This window comes from Lewinellaceae bacterium (assembly GCA_020636135.1).
GTDB lineage: Bacteria > Bacteroidota > Bacteroidia > Chitinophagales > Saprospiraceae > JAGQXC01.
The window spans coordinates 3251271-3266957 of record JACJYK010000001.1; the positions used below are offsets into that span (position 1 = coordinate 3251271).

Genomic DNA, 15687 nt, shown 5'->3' on the forward strand with positions numbered 1-15687 from the left:
ATGAGTTTGCGGGCAGAAGATACTCAAATCAACCAAATGTCTATTCAATTCCGGCGGATAAAGCAGCTGTTGCCGTGGGCAATACTGATTGTCTTTGTGATGTGGCCTGCCCTCTCACCGTCCCAGTCACCACAAGCATGGAATAAACTGGACCGGCAAGCCAAAGCCATCCGCTATATTGGTCAATCCCTGCCCGAACTCACCGGTCAGATCACCCGTGTCGCCAGAACAGACCTGGATAAAGCTCGGGCTCTTTTTACCTGGACCGCAACACATCTGTATTACGACCAATTAAACAGCGATCAGGAGGCCAACTGGGATAACCGGCAGCCCATCGCAATCATTGCCCGTGGCAAGGGTGTTTGCTGGGATTATGCAACTGTTTTCCAGGCATTGTGCCAGCGTGCCGGTATTCTTTGCCTCCGCGTCACCGGTTACGCTCCCGTCCGTATACCGGACTCTCGGATCCCTGAACTACCCAATCATGCCTGGAATGTATTTCGCATTGACAGCACGTGGTACCTTGCCGATGTGACCTGGCAATCAGGGGCACCGGAAGGCAATGACCTATTCCAGATGCAGACAGGGAACGACTACTTTGGAACGCCCCCTGGACTATTCGCCACCAACCATTTGCCGGAGCACCCGATGTATCAATTGCTGGATTGCCCTTTGTCACCCGAGGAATTTGCAATGACGGTACGGATAAATCCTCAAGCATTACGGACACCCTGCCCGGCGCCCTATGTTTACATCGACACACTCAACCAATACCTGGATATGGAAGAAGGAGACAGGGGCTTATGGTACCAACAGGGAGTCTATCGTTTCAGACCAACTACAGCCAACCAGCGGTACCTGGATCAGTCCATAACAGACCATGGTATAGCTTTCCAGGGGCTGGGAGACGAGTGGTACAGTCAGGGCAGCTATGCAAGAGCTGATTCATGCTACACCCAGGCTATTGCTCAATTCGACCAGATAAAAGATACCTCATCGCTGTTCGACTGGCAATTGAAGGCAATCGGACTGACCTGGTTCAACCGGGGAATGACCTGCCTCAAGCTTTCTGGGAGTACCTGCCCTACTTATTTTCAAAAAGCCTGGGAAGTCCTGGAGCCCTACCAGGAAGATGTCTTACTTACCCCGGTGATTAAATATTTGAAGCAACAAAAGCATTAATTCTCCTGACTGAACAATAGTCCAGAAATATTCAACAATAGTGCTACTCTTTTTTTAAGCATACGTCTAGCTTGAACCCATTAAAGTCACCATTAATTCTTTTATTATGAGAAGCGTAATATTCTTACTCTCAACCATTTTATTATTGATTATTTCTTGTAAAGACGATCCGAAAATTCCCGGATGTACTGATCCTGATTCTACCAGTTATAACCCGGCAGCCAACGAAAATGACGGAAGTTGCGCTTATCCCAGGGATGTTTTTATTGGTACCTGGTCGGGGCCCGTGGATTGTAGTAAAGACTTTGATGACGATCCGAACTTTTTCATCCAGATATCTATTGTTGATGAAGCTACAGATGAAGTGAACGTTGATTTCCTCTGTTGTCCTAAATTGATATTTACCGCAAAAGTAGTGGATGAAAATACTTTAATGATCAATTACAAAAGACCTGTTCAGGACTACCCAAATCGTTGCAATACTCCTACCACAATACTCAGACAAGGATTTTTCCAATGGCAAACAACCCTGGTGAGATCAGGGAATACACTAAAAAGCCAATTGTCTACTGAATCATTACTGGATGGCGACGGCAAGGTAATTTGTAGTGAGAATTGCCGCTATGAGTTTACCAAAATCTAATTAGGTGAAGGCCATTGGAACCATTTGGAGGCTATTATTTACCATACATAGGATCCTTGCATAACCTGCTCAATCAAGATTACTTCCACCAATGTTCTACCTCATTGGTCTCCAGGCATGCAAAAGCTACTTTTACGTGAAATTGTTTCAGCGTTTGCCAAAACATTTTGAGTCGCTTTTGCTTTACTATGCAAATGGTTTTTCCAATCATCAAAAAGCATTGTTATGAAATTAACTAACTTCTTTTTTACCACCTTGCTGGCAGGTATGGCCCTTTTGCTTTCGACGGCAGCATGTGGTCAGGATTCCCGTCCCAGCCCGGCAGCTACTGCCAATGGCATGATCGGTGATGCAAAAATCAATATCAATTATAGCAGTCCGGGGGTAAAAGGACGTTCCATCTGGGGCGCTCTCGTACCTTATGATAAAGTATGGCGTGCCGGAGCCAATGAGGCCACGGTTTTCGAAACAAGTAAGGACGTCATGGTAGAAGGTAAAACCCTGAAAGCCGGTCGCTATGCATTCTTTACCATCCCGACGGCTACCACCTGGACCATCATCTTTAACAGCGAACCCGATCAGTGGGGCGCATTCAAATACGATGAGTCGAAAGACGCACTTCGGGTGGTCGTTACACCTAAGGCATCAGCCGAAATGAATGAGCGCCTTAAATACGAAGTTACTCCCACCGGCATCTCCCTATTTTGGGAAAATCTGGAAGTGCCGGTAATGATCAAGTGACAATTCGATGAGAAGTTTAGTAGTTTAGGGTCAGAGGAATAAAACAATTCACCGCCTTAAACTACTAAACTTTGTTTTCCGTATTTATTTCCAAAGACTTCCCACTGAAAGGCTCCCAACTACTTGGAGAAGCAGGCATTCAGGTTACCCAGTGGCCCCATGACCGGCCCATGACCCAGGACGAACTCATTGCTGGTGTACAAGGTCATGAGGGTTTGTTTTGTGCCGGTACTGATCTGATCAATGCCCATTTTCTGCACGCCTGCCCGCATCTAAAGATCATTGCACAATTCGCCGTTGGCTATGACAACATTGATGTAGCCACTGCCAATGCGCTCGGTATCGTGATCACCAACACGCCCGACGCCATGCGCGATGCGACAGCAGACATTGCATTTGGGCTGATGCTGGCCGTTTCCCGCAAGATGTTCTACATGCATAATTCCATCGGTCGTGGTGAGTGGACCTACTTCCGTCCCCGGGCAAACCTGGGGGTGGAGCTTAAAGGCAAGACACTCGGCATCTTCGGGCTGGGAACCATCGGACTGGAGATGGCGAAGCGTTGCCATGCCGCCTACCACATGCCGGTACTTTACACCAACCGGAATGCCAATCCACTTGCAGAAGCAACGGTAGGAGCCCGTCGGGTACCTTTTGATGAGCTGCTAGCCTCCAGTGACGTATTATCCATCCACTGTGCCCTTACACCGGAAACCGCCGGACTGTTTGATCAAAAAGCTTTCTCAAAAATGAAACCGACCAGCATATTCATCAATACTGCACGCGGGGGAATTCACAATGAATCCGACCTGCTGGACGCCCTCCGCGATGGAACCCTCTGGGGAGCCGGTCTGGATGTAACCAACCCGGAACCGATGGCCTCCGACAATCCCCTCCTCGGAATGGAAAATGTAGCCGTATTACCACACATCGGATCAGCCACCATGGAAGCCAGGGATCGCATGGCGGAGATGGTGGCAAAGAACATCATTGCATTCGTACGTGGTGAACCCATCCCCAATCCGGTCACTGCTTGATCCAGTATCACATGTGAAATTGGGTTGATGCACTACATAATTGTTATTGGGCCTGCCGGCGTTCCGCTACTTCTTCGGGAGAAACTTCAGATTCCTGGTTTCCAAAATGTTGACGGATGTAGGTAAGTATGCTGGCAATGTCTGTATCCGATATCATGTCCAGTTTAGGCATTACATTATTGTAGGATTTGCCCTTGACCTGAACTTCACCCCGCATACCATTAAGTACAATGTCGATGAGCGGGCCTTTTTCACCGACCACCCACTCCGATCCATCCAGTGGCGGGAAGCGATCATTGCCCCGGCCATCCCGCTGATGACAAACTGAGCAAAAAGTATTGTATAATTTGGCTCCCTCCGGCAATTGAGAATCATCAACTTCTTCCATTTCAGGCAGCCGGATCTTGTCTTTTACTTCATCGGGCGTCTTGATATTGGTGGCCGATTGTTTTCTTTCGCTCATGGCAGCCAGTTCCTGATCCCCAAATGCGTCCCTGGTGCCATCATACCGGATCCTCCAGATCTTCCCCTTCTCGGAATCCGAGATGTAGAGCGATCCATCCGGCCCTAGGGCCAATCCCATCGGCCGGTAAGCGGCATCGCTGGTATTGACAATGGTATCCACACCAGCAAAACCGTCGGCAAAAGCTTCCCACGGGCCGGAAGCTGTACCATTCTTCATAGGCACAAATCCAATAAAATAGCCGGACTGAGGATAGGGCGAACTACTGGTCGAACCATGAAATGCTATGAAGGCACCATTCCGGTAATGGGCCGGGAACTGGTCGCCGGTGTAAAACAAAATGTCATTGGGAGCAAAGTGCCCGGGAAATCCTACGATGGGCCTGGTCAGATGGCTGGTGTCTCCCTGTTTTACCCCATCACCGCCGTATTCCGGGTTAAGGAAGTATTTGTTTTTGATCTGATCGTAGTAATGATAGGGCCACCCCGCATCACTATCCTTATCCAGTCGGATAAATACCTCTGAAGGCAATACCGCTCCTTCCCAGACCGTAAATGCGTTAGGCCATGTGTTGTGCAAATAATCACGGCCATGGGCAACCGCATACAACCCATTCACCTCATCATTCCACTCCATCCCTACAACGCTGCGCAAGCCGGTGGCAAACTTCTCCCCGTCCTCCTGAAACTGATCTAACTTATTCATATCAAATCGCCAGATCCCACCCCGGGTTTCCAGGAGCGGGCATGGAAATAGTCCTGGAGAAAGTGGTGAGCGGTCATTTTCCTGGCATGCATCTGAGGGAGCGCCGAACACTGTGTAAAAATGACCCTCATGATCAAAGGCTATCGGCTTGGTGTCATGCTGCCGCGGTCGCTGGCGGTCCGTAAGTAGCAATTCCATTTCGGAGGTAGGGATCAGATCACCTGTTAATTTTTGACGGTAGATCCTGGTTACGGAACTAAAATACAAATAGCCATCATGGATACGCATCTCCGTACCATAGCTGCTCCGATCCTGGTAATCGTCAAATGTTTCGATCACATCCGCTCTGCCATCTCCATCGGTATCCCTCAGGGCGGCATTTCCGCCCATGGAATCCGGAAACCGGAGTTTTACATAAATGTCTCCGTTGTCATTGACGGCGAGATGTCTCGCACGGCCTTTCAGACTATCCACCACCACCACTGCAGAAAATCCACCCGGCAGGACCAATCCTCCATTTTGCAGCTGATCAGATGCCGGTGCCTTTCCTGAATTACAACCGATGGCTACCAGGTGAATCACTATGAAAAGAACCCAAAAAAAACCAATGGATTTACCTCCGGGATGCCTTGCCATGATCAGAAATTAATCAAAAGAAAATTCAATATAGGGTTGACCCTTACTTCTGTAAGGCACGCCTCCCTCGGCAATGCTTGGAAGTGAGCCCTAAGAACGATCCTTTAGCTGGATGGACAAATAGACCTAAGATTCTGCTTTTACCAGAATGGATTTTATCCGCTTAGCTACATAATCCACTTGTTCCGGCCGCAATAATACCACGCCCACACTTAATTGAGACTGTCCCCCCTCCATTCGCCGAACATTGGTGACGATGCTGGGGTTTTCTGCCTTTAATGCCTCATACACTTCACGCGGGGTGATTTTGACCTTTTCCTGATCCCAGGATACCAGCAAGCTAGGAAAAGCATTCGCCGGGCCAGGACTGATATGGGTTTCTCCCTGGACACCCGGAATGGTTTCGAGCTGTGTTCTGATCCGGTCAGCCCGGTCCAGCCACTCCTGCCATTCCGCCTCATGATCCAGTTCCAGATAAGCCTTCAACGCGGCATACATACCGAACAGCTCCTCCTTATTGACTTTCATCGGCCGGCCGATAGGAGCTTCATAGGGACTGTGGTTGAGCTTGGCTGCTTCGATCAGATCTTTGCGGCCATACAACAAACCGGCACTCTGCGGTCCACGAATCATTTTACCTCCAGAAAAGGTAATCAGGTCGAAACCGATAGTTTGATATTTAAACAAATTCTCAACAGGAGGTACATCTGCGGCGGCATCAATGAAGGATGGCACCTGGTGCCGCCTAGCTATTTCAACAAATTGTTCGTGGGAGATACTTGATCTACCGGCGGCATTAAAGAAGAGGGCCATCACGGTATTTTCGGTAAATGCCTTATCCATTTCCTCAGGCCCTTCCACTTCCACGATGCGTGCTCCGGTAGTGGTTATCGCCTGGTCGAATACATACCGGTGACTTTTCTGCATGATCACTTCCGGCCGCGGTCCGGGCAAATTAGGTATTAACAACCGCTTCTGTTCATCCGTACCGGTGATCGCAGCTGCAGTTCCCAACACCATGGCGCAGGCTGCACCGGATGTAACCATAGCAGCTTCTACTTTCAGCATCTCGGCAATCTTCTCCCCGACCCTATCCTGTAGTTCGTGCATATTGGCAAAATCATGGGAAGTGGAGTTGATGGCATCCATAACTTCCGGCCGCATCAGAGATCCGGATAGAAATGTCATGGTCACTCCGGCATTAATAACCGGTGTAACTCCAAGTTCTTCAAAGAGGTCTCTCGTTTTTGCCTTTTCTACTGACCGGCCAAAAACCGAAGATGACCAGATGCCGGTCCCAAAAAGGCTACCGATCACCGGAGTGGCTGATAGATGACGCAGCAGTTTTCTTCTCGTGATCATATTTTGCTATTTATTGAGATTTTGCTGAATATAAACCATTTTCAGTCAGAGGTCAGGTAACAAATGGAAAAAAAAACAATTTACCAAAGAAATGATTAGACGAACCCGGCATCGTTCTACCGCAGTGCAATTACCACCTTGCTATCACCACTAGCATAGTCAGATTTTTTACTATTTTTTACTTATTCCCGACGACCAGGATTGGTATTCACGGGATATGTCCTCCGGACTCATATAGCGCTTGTAGACCATCCTGGTTTTAAGTGTATACTCTTTATTCGGTTGTGGATCGGGAATGATCCACTGAAAGTCCCAGGCAGGGTTGGTCAGTTGGTCCGGTTCCGGAATTAATGTAAAATGCAATGATCCACCGGTCGGAGACTGGGAAAACCGTATCTCCTGATTTGCGTCAAATAAAAATGCCAGTACCATGTTGTGAAAACGACCGAAAAAATAGGGTTCGACAAACCGGTAATTGGAATAATGGTTGGCTAAGGTGGCATTGAAGTTTGGCGCGTAATACCAATCCCGGTGATCACTTATCTGACGATGGGTGCTTTCCTTGCCATGCTCTCCGGACCAGGCTCCTATCCAACGCGGCTCCTTATTGTCTTCTTCAGTACCCAGAAAATACATCCTGGGATCGTCGGGTGCATCAATATAGCTGGCCCAGAATAACCCCGCATAGCCGTGTTTGAAGAATTCAGGCTTGTGAAATAAACACTTGACTTCGATATCGATGTAATCGGCCTCCGTTAAGGTAAAAATTGTCAGGATTTCCACACCCGATACTGGTGTGGTACTTTGGTACAATTGCACCTGGTTATCCGCGGTACGGTACAACTGCATAGGATGATCTCGCGGCTCAAACAAAGGTACCAGGCTATCGCCGCCGAAGATATGCTCAAGGTTAAACCCGGCATACTGGGGCACAAAAACACTGGAGTCCTGATCCTTATGCGCCAACGCTGCGATCCCGTTGAAACGGGCAAAATGCGTGGATCCATATGCCTGGTTATCGGTGAATACAACGCGGAGGTCCCCCTTAGCTATCCGGATTGCACTGTCAGCAGGTATACCTTGCGGCTCCAGGTGTTGCAAGCCAGGTGCGCCACATGCGATTAAATGAAACAATGCCACGGCGAGCGCCAATGAATTTCCAAAAGATCTCATTGAGGCAACTTAACCTTTTTTACGCTCATTTTGCGCTTCGTGGCATCTTGTTTGACTTCCCGGAATAAAATTCCGCTGAAATAATTTGAATTGAATATTTTCACCGCAACCGATTTTATTTTGGGTTTCCATTAAGCATATCGATTTATGTTAACACGAAAACAATTCATCAGCAATTCATTGACTGCCCTGGCAGGAGCAGGCGTTTTAGGGCAGTATGCATTTCGTATGCCGGCGGCAAAAAGAATTGCATTTGACCTGCATGCCCATCCGGGACAGCTCTATAAATCAGAGGATGCATCGGAATCAGCAAACCCCAATGCGATGAACACCATTGCCGGCATGGAGCCCGGTCAATTAAGCGGTTTATTCCTTGCCCTGGTAGCCGATTCCAAATTGCTGGTTCTCGGAGACAATGGCGTATCCGTCACCGGAGGATTTAAAGAAGGCGAAGGCTGGGCAGATTACCAGCGGCAACTCAAAATTGTCAAAGATTTCCTGCAGCATTCTACAATGCGATTTGGAACTTCTTCTGAGGACCTTACTCCCGATAAAGTAACTGCTTTTCTGGCTGTCGAGGGAGGTCATTTCCTGGAAGGTGATGCGGGCAGACTGGAGGAAGCTTATGTCGAAGGCGTCCGTTCTGTACAACTGGTTCATTATGCTCCCAATGAATTAGGGGATTTGCAGACCTGGGAAGTGCAATACAAAGGCCTGTCCGCTGCCGGCAAGGAGGTGGTCAAACGGATGAATCGCCTGGGGATGCTGATTGATGTGGCTCATGCCTCTTTTGACACTACCAAACAAGTGGCCATGATCACTAAGAGCCCCATCATGTTATCGCATAGTGTGCTTAAGATGGAAGCCGGCCGGCCGATTGAAAAACGCGCGATCACAAAGGAACATGCTAAAATCGTAGCGGATACCGGCGGTGTCATCGGCATGTGGCCTTCGGGATTCAATCATGACTTCCAGGAATATGTGGAAAATACTTTGCGTATGGTCGATGTGGTGGGTATCGATCATGTAGGAATCGGAACCGACATGGATGCCAACTATAAGCCGGTATTATCCAGCTATTCCCAATATCCGGATCTTTCACAGGCATTGGCTGACAAAGGATTGTCCAACGTGGATGTGGCCAAAATCATGGGAGACAACGCCGTAAGAGTAATTCGCGAGGTGATCGGTTGATCCGGAATGTCAGGTTTCCGCCTGATTATCTTTTCAGTTGATGATGTATGCGTCGGTGTACGCTACGATATTGGATCAGCAGAAAATTTCCATTATCCTATGTTGTTTATGACAATAGCCCGGAAAAGAATAATCCGGATCCGAGCATATTTGTTCCAAATCAAAAAATCGGAAAAGGGCCCTGAAACTCCGTCGATTGAAATGCACGGAAACCGAATTTTTTACCTCCGTCCGTAAAAAATAGCTCACCGGCTGCTTTACCGCCTGTATAATAGATACTGGCCGCATCGATCTCTTCCAAGGGCAAATACGCTGTTTCGGAAATTTTGTAGAACTGGTCCTTCCTGTCTGCAAACTCGCAGGAATTAAGCGGATATTTATTCACGGTAATAGACTGTGCATTGCAGCGTTGTCTATCCGTGTCAAAATAGACATATTCATTACCTTCTGTACTGACCATCCGGATGGCATTTTTGGAATATTCTGAACAATCCGAAATGGCATCGTATTTCCAGGCCGCCCCAATAGCCGCAAACGGGCACTGAATTTCTCTACCCCATTGATCTACCGGATAGCTATTAGACTGGAAAGTAAAAAATGCAGGATTTGTCCATTGCCCTGCGATTTTTTTGGAATTAAAATTTGCCTGGATTAATTGTCCTCCTGAATGGTCGAACAGATAAATGCTTTGAGCGGATATGCTTACCCCAGCGCCAATGCTTGCAATTTCCAATCCATCAAATAATCCTTCCGGATCACTGATATCCCGGACATCCAAAACGGAATCTCCTTCTATCCAGGCGTAGCGATCCCCTGCCTGGTTGAACAGGAGCATCACCTCAGGGTTTAGTGCCACTACTGCTCCAACCCCGTTATTTCCAAATATCCCGGCCAGGTATTTGAATGGGGAGGGTATTTGACTCCGGACGGCATCAAGATTTTCCTTTGAACACGAACCAAAACATAATAAAATCAGGGGTCCCACAAACATTAAGAGGCGCGTGAACCGGTGAACAATAGGAAATAAATGCGTTGGTATATAACCTGATTTAGAATACCGCTTCATAACAACAATGTTTTTTGAGGTTTTTTCAATCTATCACTTTCAAACTTATGCCATCTGGAACAAGATGTCAATTCAGGAAGGTAGACAAAGGGTAGACACCAGGGAATATTGAATGTTGTATGTTGAATGTTGAATGGAATTGGGATATTTTAAAACATTCAATTCACATGACTTCAACAGCTCAACTAATTATCTATGAGAACAATCCTTTTCATCAACTGCATCTTAATACTTTGCTCGTCTCTCCGTGCACAGCATACGGTCACCTATCATGCTTCCACAGAAATATTCCGCAATCCGGAACGGGGATTTTACACCCAATTTACCGGATACTCGAAAAATTCGCAGGGCTTCCCAGAGATGGAACCCGTGGATGGCAATCTGCTCGATTTGTTTGCGGAAGATCATCAATCATTAATACTCCGGTTGTATTATCTGCCGGAATTTGTGGATAAGCCCATCAGCTTCGAATTTCTGGATTACATTCAGTCCGATCTGCAGGTTATCCGTGACCATGGTTTCAAATGCATCCTGCGTTTTGCCTATTCGGTACTGGACTCTGTCCATGCAGACACCGTCGATGCACCATTGGCCATGGTCCGGAACCATATCGGTCAGCTAACCCCGATCCTGCAAAAAAATGCGGATGTTATTGCGGTCATGCAGGCCGGATTTGTGGGGGCCTATGGCGAATGGGCTACCTACAACAACGTGATACCGGACTTTCTGAATAACCAGGGGATCCCGAATCTCAGTGGAAGAAAAGCCGTATTGGATGCTTTGCTGGAAGCATTGCCTCCGGAAAGGATGATCCAGATCCGCACACCTTATTTTAAATATGCCTTCTACGATTGGGACGGGTGGTCAAATGATTACGATGTCTATGCGGATGCCGCATCAATCTGCCCGTTGGCCAATCCATCCGGGCTCGATATAGCGCACGCTTATGATGGTAGCTATGCCTACCGCATCGGCCAGCACAACGACTGTTTCCTGGCCAGCGCCACCGACTACGGCACCTATTGCGACGAATCAATCGCTGAGGCCAGCTTTCTGACCCATGAAACTCAATTAACCGTTATGGGTGGTGAGACCTGCGATCTTAACCCACCGCGATCCAACTGTGCGGATGATGGCGGCGCTGCGGATGATGAACTGGACCGCTTCCATTGGTCCTTTCTCAACTCCGGTTATCATCCGGATGTTTTAGCCGGCTTCAAAGCTCAGGGATGTTACGATGACTTTACCCGCCTACTGGGATATCGCTTTGAACTGGAACAAGGGACCTATCCCGATACAGTGGCACAGGGAAGTGGTTTTGCACTGGCGTTGTCCCTAAAAAATCTGGGTTATGCGGCACCGTTCAATCCACGAAGGGTAGAATTCATTCTACGCAATATCCTAAGCGGTGAAACCTGGGTGGCCGGATCCAGGCAGGATCCCCGCTTTTGGTTTAAAGAGGAAGAAGCCGGCACGATCGCCTTTCAGGAAGACCTGGGGATTCCGGTAACCATGCCTGCCGGTAACTACGAACTGCTGATGCATCTGCCTGACCCGAAATCTACCCTCTACGGCAATCCTGACTTTTCCATCCGTCTGGCCAATGAGGGCGTTTGGGAAGATTCCACCGGGTTCAATCGACTCCTCCACAACCTCACCATCGACGACAAGGTGGCAGGCACTCCCTATTCAGGCAATCAGTGGTTTATCGCTTACGGATGTAATCCAGGGACGGTCAATGTGGAAGTGATCGACTATTGCTGTGCCGACACCGTGCACCTGGAAGTTGAAAACGCATCTCTGCTGGGGGACCATACCATAGCCTGGGCCGTCTCTGATGAACCGATCGAACAATACACCGATCTTGCCAACGCGGATATCCTGCAGACGTATGGTAGCGCTATTGATTATCCTGTGGAGTGCACGGAACATCCGGATGCTTTCTACATCACCCCTTTTCTGGCGGTAGCGGATCAATCGTACATCTATTCTTATCCCAGTGATCTGTTTCAGGAATACTGGGCCAGTTTCCAAATTAAAACGTATGATTTCAGGTCCGAACACATTCCCTATGATCAGGCTGTTGGTGCTAAAATAAAGATCGAGCTGTTTAACCAGGACGATTATTTTTCGAATAACCATGGACTTTCAGACATCTACATCGAGTACGCGGCAACGCAGGAATTTCCATTTACCAATGTGGCAACCAAGCCGGCCGGTGAAGCTACTCTGTCGTTTGAAACCGATGTGGATCCCAATGCCATCTGGCGCATCCGTATCGTCGACCGGACCGATGGTGTCGGTGGTGTTTTCCTGGTGCGGTTTACATTCTTCATCCCCTTCCCTACCATAGATCCTAATTGCAGCGCCTGGGGAAATTCCGTATTGCTCCAGGCAGCCGGATATCCTCCGGTAACCACGCCTCAAAACAAAATGGTGATCTGCCACAATGATGATCCGCTGGTCCTGGAAGCCACTCCGGAGGGAGGTACCTTCAATGGAGAAGGAGTAGCGGAAGGGATCTTTGATCCGGCCAAAGTGGATCCGGGGAGCCATTACCTGACTTATACGGTGTACAATCCGTGTGGCGTTGCTGTCAGCCGTGCATTTGAACTGATTGTAGCCAATACAGAAGACACGCTTTGTGTTACTTCGGGAAGAAATCCCATTGAAATTACAGCTCTGAAATTTTATCCCAATCCGGCCAACAATGAGCTTAACCTGCAAAATGTACCGGAAGGCAGCCGGTTGGAAATTCGGCAGCTGGATGGCAAACTGATCCTCGTCCGGTCTGTCCGAAACACGGAGGCAATCCCAATTGACGAGCTTCCGTCCGGCCTATATATCGTAAATGTAATGAACCGGGATAAGCAGATGCAGGGAAAACTGGCGGTGATAAAATGATCTGGCCCTGTCAGAATTGATTTTGCCTTCTAATACAAATCAAAGGGACCGAGGACCTCGCCGGTTTCAAACTGGTTGTATCCGAATTGTTTCCCTTCAGAAATAAAAAATACTTCACCAACAGGAAGGCTTCCCGTGTCGTAGCAAGTCATCACTGCACGAATGGAGCTGAATGGGATATGGCCCGTACCTGTCTGATGTTTATCCCCGTTTTCACCTGCGCAGGTATAAATCTCATATTGGTTGACGGCATTGACTTCTCCACCGAAACGTTCCTTGGAAAATGCATAAAGCGTAAACAAATTGCCGTCCCCATTGGTCATATAGACCGCATAGTAATCCGGATAGTAATAGGAACAAAACCGGTTAACCTGATATTCCCAAATGGCGCCTATGGTCGTAAAAGGACATTCATCCCTGCCTCCCCAATCGCGTGGGCCATAACTCTTATTGCTAAAACTAAAAAGATCAGGATCATCCCATTTCCCGGCAACATCCTTGAAATCATAGGTTGCCGTCGTGTACCTGCTCCCGGACCGGTCAAAGAAATAGGCCGTTTTTGGAATAGAAAGAAAAGATGGGCCGATACTACCAAGGATCGTCTTTCTGAACGGGCTCAGCGGGTCGTCTACTCTGCGCATCACTTTGATTTCGCCCTTCTCCACCCAAGCATATTGGTCTCCCGCCGTATTAAATAATATGGTGGCATGTCTCAAATCCAAGACAGCCCCAACACCTTCTCCGTCAAAGATGCCGGCAAGGTATTTAAAGTCAGCCGGGATTTTTTCCCGGACTGCATCCAGCGGATCTTTTGAGCAGCTCACCAGAAGTAAGATCAGGGTGAGTGCAGGTAGCAACATTCGGTTAAGCCAATAACATTTTCTCATAGCCAATAATTGATTTTAGCGAATATTCAAAGCTACAGCCGGCTACCACGCCAGTCAAAAAGGATGGGTAGACAAAAGGTAGACCTCAATAAAAATCATGACATCGAAATGGGATTAAAGTTCGGGACCCCTCCTGATTTTGATCCCATTTGTCAAGAAATCCGTGGTGATACCTTGCTAAATCATTACATTCGGTACCTGTGAAAAAGACCCTGACATGCTGGCGATGGATAATTTATGCTGGTCTGCTGTGCAGCTGGTGGACCATTGCCGCACAACTGCCGGATCCATTGTCGCTGAACACTGCAGCCAACGGTACCGGAGGGCGATTTGCTCAAGGGGCTAACGATGCCTACTGGTATGCTGCTGACGGAGATACCATGCATTCGATCACTGCATTTGTACCAGCCAGGGTTGTGGGTCAGTGCGACCCGGCATGGCATACCAGTCCCTATCCAAACAACGACTGGATCGCCTACGACTATGGCAACGGATGCTATCACGCTGCAGAAGGCTGCGTGGATGTTTTTTACCAGCGCATCATCAACCTGCCGGAAACCAATCCCTGTGGTCTCCCCATCAGTGATCATTATGCAGTTGCAATGGATTTCTATGCCGACAACTGCATTTATGAAGTCCGCGTTAATGGCGCCACCAACTACCGGTATACCGGCACCACGGACCCTTACAAATTCCCTGGCCACGACACCGCCATAACGGTTGTTTTAAACAAAGGATGGCATGCGGGAAACAACTATCTGATTGTACAAATCAAGAGTTGCCCGACGGCAGAAGGTTTTCTGGCTCAGGCCAACCTCACCGCAATCGAGCCGGAATATTTCCCGGTAACCGTCCGGAAGAATATCTGCACCGGGGAGCAATTTGCAGGGCATTCCACATCAGGGATGTACCTGGACACCATCACCTCTGCACAAGGTTGCGATTCGATCCGCATGCTCGAATTACAGGTCAATAACAGCTACCAGATCCTGGAATCCCGGACGATATGTAAGGGTGAAGTATATGATTTCCACGGGATGCGGCTGTCAAAAACCGGTCAGTACTCCTTGACCATGCCTACACAATACGGGTGCGACAGTACCATAACCCTTGATCTGGAGGTGACCGGTGACCAGTCCCTGGGCAATGATACCCTAATCTGTGCTGCCAGTGATTACCTCATTCACAGCCCATATTCCCAAACCCACTGGAATGACGGTGATTTCTCCCCCACCAAGCGCATTACGAAAAGTGGAACCTACTGGGCCATCATGACCGATCCTGGAGGTTGCACTTTTTCAGACACCGTCACCGTCACTTTCGCCAGTCAGACCAGTGTGCCCAACGTGTTCAGCCCTAACGATGATGGCATGAATGATTGTCTGCGACCATTTTTCTCCGGTTCGGAGGTATCCGCCTATCAGTTCAATATTTATGACCGTTCCGGCAGTCTGGTCTTCCGTTCATCCAATCCCATGGACTGCTGGGATGGTTCCGTCAATGGTGTACAGGCCAGTTCCGGCGTTTATTTGTACACCCTGGAACTCAATACGGAATATTGCGGGAAAGGCACACTTAGAGGTGATATAACCCTCATCCGCTAAGCCTTCATCTCATAGGCCTTTAGGCTTATTTTGCAAAAATTTATATATTGAATATATTTCTTTTCAATACGGCCTCACCATTGTTGACGA

The 15687-nt window shown here is 48.3% G+C and carries 12 protein-coding genes; 7 read left to right on the plus strand and 5 right to left on the minus strand.

Annotated features, from left to right (window positions below; genetic code table 11):
* The 4 genes from H6570_12495 (at window position 1) to H6570_12510 (ending at window position 3603) form a co-directional block, all read left to right on the plus strand.
* Window positions 1-1182, plus strand: a complete 1182-nt coding sequence (locus H6570_12495; protein ID MCB9320099.1) for a hypothetical protein — start codon at window positions 1-3, stop codon at window positions 1180-1182.
* A gap of 106 nt (window positions 1183-1288) precedes the next feature.
* Entirely contained in the window at window positions 1289-1825 is a 537-nt protein-coding gene (locus H6570_12500; protein MCB9320100.1) for a hypothetical protein, read from the plus strand.
* Between the two features lie 225 nt (window positions 1826-2050).
* On the plus strand, window positions 2051-2566 hold the full coding sequence (locus H6570_12505) for a DUF2911 domain-containing protein (protein MCB9320101.1): 516 nt from the start codon (window positions 2051-2053) through the stop codon (window positions 2564-2566).
* A 71-nt stretch (window positions 2567-2637) separates the two neighbouring features.
* Complete coding sequence (locus H6570_12510; GenBank protein MCB9320102.1) at window positions 2638-3603, plus strand: D-glycerate dehydrogenase; 966 nt, start codon at window positions 2638-2640, stop codon at window positions 3601-3603.
* Window positions 3604-3646: 43 nt separating this feature from the next.
* Here the strand turns inward: H6570_12510 and H6570_12515 are convergent, their stop codons facing one another.
* The 3 genes from H6570_12515 to H6570_12525 all read right to left on the minus strand — a co-directional run bounded on the left by H6570_12515 (window position 3647) and on the right by H6570_12525 (window position 7942).
* Complete coding sequence (locus tag H6570_12515) at window positions 3647-5407, minus strand: c-type cytochrome (protein MCB9320103.1); 1761 nt, start codon at window positions 5405-5407, stop codon at window positions 3647-3649.
* A 126-nt stretch (window positions 5408-5533) separates the two neighbouring features.
* A complete protein-coding gene (locus H6570_12520) occupies window positions 5534-6769 on the minus strand; it encodes an aminotransferase class V-fold PLP-dependent enzyme (protein ID MCB9320104.1) in 1236 nt (411 codons plus the stop codon).
* 171 nt (window positions 6770-6940) lie between these two features.
* The gene (locus tag H6570_12525) at window positions 6941-7942 is read right to left on the minus strand and encodes a hypothetical protein (GenBank protein ID MCB9320105.1); all 1002 of its coding nucleotides are present in this window, start codon (window positions 7940-7942) and stop codon (window positions 6941-6943) included.
* Window positions 7943-8089: 147 nt separating this feature from the next.
* Here H6570_12525 and H6570_12530 point away from each other — a divergent pair, with 147 nt between their 5' ends.
* Window positions 8090-9136, plus strand: coding sequence for a membrane dipeptidase (locus H6570_12530; GenBank protein MCB9320106.1), 1047 nt, complete (start codon window positions 8090-8092; stop codon window positions 9134-9136).
* A gap of 160 nt (window positions 9137-9296) precedes the next feature.
* On the opposite strand, the gene H6570_12535 is transcribed toward H6570_12530, so the two are convergent.
* Window positions 9297-10202: a hypothetical protein gene (locus tag H6570_12535; GenBank protein MCB9320107.1), complete on the minus strand. Its 906-nt coding sequence runs from the start codon at window positions 10200-10202 to the stop codon at window positions 9297-9299.
* A gap of 195 nt (window positions 10203-10397) precedes the next feature.
* On the opposite strand from H6570_12535, the gene H6570_12540 reads away from it, so the two are divergent.
* On the plus strand, window positions 10398-13106 hold the full coding sequence (locus H6570_12540) for a DUF4832 domain-containing protein (GenBank protein ID MCB9320108.1): 2709 nt from the start codon (window positions 10398-10400) through the stop codon (window positions 13104-13106).
* Window positions 13107-13135: 29 nt separating this feature from the next.
* Here H6570_12540 and H6570_12545 read toward each other — a convergent pair whose 3' ends face one another.
* Window positions 13136-13993 (minus strand): hypothetical protein, encoded by an 858-nt coding sequence (locus H6570_12545; protein MCB9320109.1) that lies wholly within the window; start codon window positions 13991-13993, stop codon window positions 13136-13138.
* 200 nt (window positions 13994-14193) lie between these two features.
* Here H6570_12545 and H6570_12550 point away from each other — a divergent pair, with 200 nt between their 5' ends.
* Window positions 14194-15597 carry a gliding motility-associated C-terminal domain-containing protein gene (locus tag H6570_12550; GenBank protein ID MCB9320110.1) on the plus strand — a complete coding sequence of 468 codons (1404 nt, stop codon included), beginning with the start codon at window positions 14194-14196 and terminating at the stop codon, window positions 15595-15597.
* The last annotated feature ends 90 nt before the right edge of the window (window positions 15598-15687 follow it).

Coding starts and splice junctions, on each gene's coding strand:
- H6570_12495 (MCB9320099.1), top strand. CDS start 1: ATGAGTTTGCGGGCAGAAGATACTCAAATCAACCAAATGTCTATTCAA.
- H6570_12500 (MCB9320100.1), top strand. CDS start 1,289: ATGAGAAGCGTAATATTCTTACTCTCAACCATTTTATTATTGATTATT.
- H6570_12505 (MCB9320101.1), top strand. CDS start 2,051: ATGAAATTAACTAACTTCTTTTTTACCACCTTGCTGGCAGGTATGGCC.
- H6570_12515 (MCB9320103.1), bottom strand. CDS start 5,407: ATGGCAAGGCATCCCGGAGGTAAATCCATTGGTTTTTTTTGGGTTCTT.
- H6570_12520 (MCB9320104.1), bottom strand. CDS start 6,769: ATGATCACGAGAAGAAAACTGCTGCGTCATCTATCAGCCACTCCGGTG.
- H6570_12525 (MCB9320105.1), bottom strand. CDS start 7,942: ATGAGATCTTTTGGAAATTCATTGGCGCTCGCCGTGGCATTGTTTCAT.
- H6570_12530 (MCB9320106.1), top strand. CDS start 8,090: ATGTTAACACGAAAACAATTCATCAGCAATTCATTGACTGCCCTGGCA.
- H6570_12535 (MCB9320107.1), bottom strand. CDS start 10,202: ATGAAGCGGTATTCTAAATCAGGTTATATACCAACGCATTTATTTCCT.
- H6570_12540 (MCB9320108.1), top strand. CDS start 10,398: ATGAGAACAATCCTTTTCATCAACTGCATCTTAATACTTTGCTCGTCT.
- H6570_12545 (MCB9320109.1), bottom strand. CDS start 13,993: ATGAGAAAATGTTATTGGCTTAACCGAATGTTGCTACCTGCACTCACC.